The organism is Devosia sp. (genome assembly GCF_017307565.1).
Taxonomy (GTDB): Bacteria; Pseudomonadota; Alphaproteobacteria; order Rhizobiales; family Devosiaceae; genus Devosia.
On sequence record NZ_JAFKHD010000115.1, the window covers coordinates 1 to 3,645 of the forward strand.

General features: G+C 61.6%; 3 protein-coding genes. 2 read left to right on the forward strand and 1 reads right to left on the reverse strand.

Annotated elements, in window-relative coordinates:
* Positions 1-484 precede the first annotated feature (484 nt).
* Together J0I64_RS03355 and J0I64_RS03360 are read left to right on the forward strand one after the other, a co-directional pair.
* Positions 485-1,870, forward strand: coding sequence for an MFS transporter (locus J0I64_RS03355; RefSeq protein WP_291406206.1), 1,386 nt, complete (start codon positions 485-487; stop codon positions 1,868-1,870).
* A 30-nt stretch (positions 1,871-1,900) separates the two neighbouring features.
* The gene (locus tag J0I64_RS03360) at positions 1,901-3,286 is read left to right on the forward strand and encodes an MDR family MFS transporter (protein WP_291406207.1); all 1,386 of its coding nucleotides are present in this window, start codon (positions 1,901-1,903) and stop codon (positions 3,284-3,286) included.
* Between the two features lie 109 nt (positions 3,287-3,395).
* Here the strand turns inward: J0I64_RS03360 and J0I64_RS03365 are convergent.
* A partial coding sequence (locus J0I64_RS03365) for an SAM-dependent methyltransferase (protein WP_291406208.1) occupies positions 3,396-3,645 on the reverse strand: 250 nt, incomplete at its 5' end.

The window sequence follows — 3,645 nt, forward strand, 5'->3', positions numbered from 1 at the left end:
ATATCCTTGGTGACATAGGTCGAAATGTCGGTCTCGGTGGGCAGGACATCGGAGCGCGCGGGCTGGAGCAGCACGTCGTCAAACGTCAGAGCCGCATCGCCGGTAATCGTGGTAATAATCTTCGCCAAGGCCAGACCCTTCCTGCCTTCTGAACTTTGTCAGATCTATTGGAATATGAACCGGCGAGGCGTACTCGCGGGTTCAGGTTGGCGAGGGTCAATAGCATCGGCGCCGGGACTTGCATAGATCAGATACCGGGGGCAGCAATGCGTCTAGCCATCTAGCTCGACGGGCTTGCGGGTGATATCAGGAGAAGGTTTGGCGCCCCCTACTCCCCTCCGCGCCCTCCCCAGCGACAGGTCAAGCCTGCGCCGCGCCGGGAAATTCCGGCCATTCTTGCCTAATATTCATTGGCCAAGCCTATTTCTTGGGCCCATAGTGCTTGGGCTGCATCTCTCCTTGCACGATTCCCGGTTATAGACTCGTGATCCGCGTTACCCCGCTCATCCTGGCGGTCGCCCTGTTCATGGAACAGATGGACGCGACCGTTATCGCCACCTCCCTGCCGGCGATTGCTGCCGATATCGGCAGCGATCCGATCGCGCTGAAACTGGCGCTGACCGCCTATTTCGTGGCGCTCGCCATTTTCATTCCTCTGTCCGGCTGGATGGCCGACCGGTTTGGCGCCAAGAACGTCTTCCGGCTCGCGATCTTCGTTTTCATGCTCGGGTCGCTTGCCTGCTCCTTCTCCTTCTCGCTCGAAACCTTCGTGATCTCGCGCTTCTTCCAGGGCATTGGCTCCTCGATGATGACGCCGGTGGGGCGTCTGCTGCTGGTGCGGTCGACGCCGCGCAATGAGCTGGTTTCGGCCATGGCCTGGCTGACCGTGCCGGCGCTGGTGGCACCGGTGACGGGGCCGCTGATCGGCGGATTTCTCACTACCTATCTCAGCTGGCACTGGATTTTCTGGATCAATATCCCGATCGGCATCATCGGCATCATCCTCTCGGGGATCTATCTGAAGGTGCCGGACGAGCGGACGCCAAGGCCGGTCGACCTCGTCGGCTTCTTCATCGCCTCGGTGGCCTTTTCGGGCACGGTCTTTGGGCTTTCGGTCATCAGCCTCCCGGCCCTGCCGATCATCTATGGCTATCTGACCATCGCCGTCGGTGTCGTCGCCGGTATTCTCTATTTCCTTCATGCGCGGCGCACACGCTATCCGCTGCTCGACCCAAAACTGTTCCGGCATCGGCTGTTTCGCTCGTCGATCACCGGGGGCTCACTGTTCCGCATCGGGGTGGGTGCCATTCCCTTCCTGCTGCCGCTGATGCTGCAGCTCGGCTTTGGGCTCAACCCGTTCCAGTCGGGCGCCATCACCTTCGTTTCGGCCATCGGCGCCATCATGAGCAAGTTCGTGGCCGAGCGAGTCTTTGCGCGCTTCGGCTTTCCGCGCGTTCTCGCCTTTGCCTCGATTTTTGGCGGCATACTGATTGCCGCGCAGGGACTCTTTACCGCCGAAACGTCGACCCCGGTGATGATGGCGGTACTGCTGGCTGGCGGCGTGTTGCGCTCGGTATTTTTCACCGGGTCCAATGCACTGGGTTATGCCGATGTGTCGGACGAAGAAACCAGCCAGGCCACCGCTATCGTGGCGGTCTGCCAACAGCTTTCGGTAGCGTTTGGCGTCGCGGTAGCTGGCGCCATTCTCGAAGTGACTCGCCACTACACCGGCGGCCATCTGTCGCTACTCAATTTCCAGATCGCCTTTTTCGCCGTGGGCGGGCTCAGCGCCGTGGCGAGCCTCGTCTATCTCACCCTCCCCAAGAATGCCGGCGCGGACGTATCTGGCCACCGCGCCTACAAGGAGTAGCGGGACGGCCAAACCGCCCCGATTTGCCAAGTGTCGAGAACCACGCCCCTCATCCTGGCCACCGCACTGTTCATGGAAAACATGGACTCGACGGTTATCGCCACCTCGCTCGCCGCCATTGCCGCCGATATCGGCACGGACCCGATTTCGCTAAAACTGGCGCTGACCGCCTATCTCGTGGCGCTCGCCATCTTCATTCCGATTTCGAGCTGGATGGCCGACCGGTTCGGCGCGCGCCGTGTGTTCCGCGTTGCCATGCTGGTGTTCATGATCGGCTCGATCTGCTGTGCGTTCTCAAGCTCGCTGGCCCAATTCGTGGGCGCGCGCTTCATTCAGGGCATGGGCGGCGCCATGATGGGGCCGGTTGCGCGCCTCGTGCTGGTGCGGGCAACGCCCCGCCACCAACTGGTCGACGCCATGGCCTGGCTGACCATTCCAGCGCTTATCGGGCCGATCGTCGGCCCGCCATTCGGCGGCTTTCTCACAACCTACTTCTCCTGGCACTGGATTTTCTGGATCAACATTCCGATCGGCGTTCTGGGCATCGTGCTCGTCGGCTTCGCCTTGCCCAATGAGCATCGCAACAAGCCGCGCAATATCGACGGCCCTGGCTTCGTTCTGGCGGGCCTTGCCTTTGCGCTCTTCGCCTTTGGCTGCTCCGTCGTGAGCCTGCCTGCCCTGCCCCCGCTCTATGGCGCCATCGCCGCCGTCGCGGGCATGGGCATTGGCTGTTTCTACGTGCGCCATGCGCTGAGGACGGAATTTCCGCTGCTCGATCTGCGGCTGCTCGCGACGCGCAATTTCCGCATCGCCATCGTCGCCGGCACCTTCTTCCGCCTTGGTCAGGGCGCGACGCCTTTCCTGTTCCCGCTGATGCTGCAGTTGACTTTCGGTCTCTCGCCCTTCGAGAGCGGCATGGTGACCTTTGTCGGCGCCATCGGTGCGCTGGCGGCGAAGTTCGTTGCCAACTGGATGTTCGCCAATTGGGGATTCAAATATCCGCTGGTCTGGTCGACAGCCATTTCCGCAGCCGGGATCGTCGCCATGGGGCTCTACACTCCCGATACGCCGATGCCGCTAATCCTTGCCATCCTGACTTTCACGGGCTTCTGGCAATCGACCTTCTGGACCGGCTCAAACGCCTTCACCTTTGCCGATATCGAGGACAAGGATGCCGGCCAGGCCAATGTGATCAGCCAGGTCTGGGGCCAGCTGATGTTCGCCATGGGCGTGGCCCTGGGTGGCGGCACGCTGGAACTGGTGCATCGCCTGCGTGGCGGCGGCGAATTGGCGCTGGTGGATTTCCACATCGCCTTCTACGTGGTGGCCGCCGTTGGGCTCGTCGCGACGGCACTGTTCCTGACGCTGCCGAAGAATGCAGGGCATCAGCTTCTGGGCAAGCCGCACGCGCATTGACGCCAAAGCACGACGTCACTTCCGCAAAAGCGGGAATCTCAAGCCGAAAACAGAGATCCCCGCTTTCGCGGGGATGACATGGTGGTTGCGATTGCAGACGGCAAGCGACCTATTCGTCGTCGCTCTCTTCCGCCTCGACCTTGCCTTTAAACCCCTTGGCCACAAGATAGGCTTCCGCCGACTCGCTGCGGCTGGACGGCGGCTTCACATGGAGGGTCGTCTTGAAGTGGCGCTTCAGCATGTGCAGAAGCTCATGCTCGGTGCCGCCCTGGAAAACTTTGGCGACGAAGGAGCCACCGGGATTGAGCACCTGGATGGCGAAATCGGCGGCGATCTCGATGAGATGCACGATGCGCAGG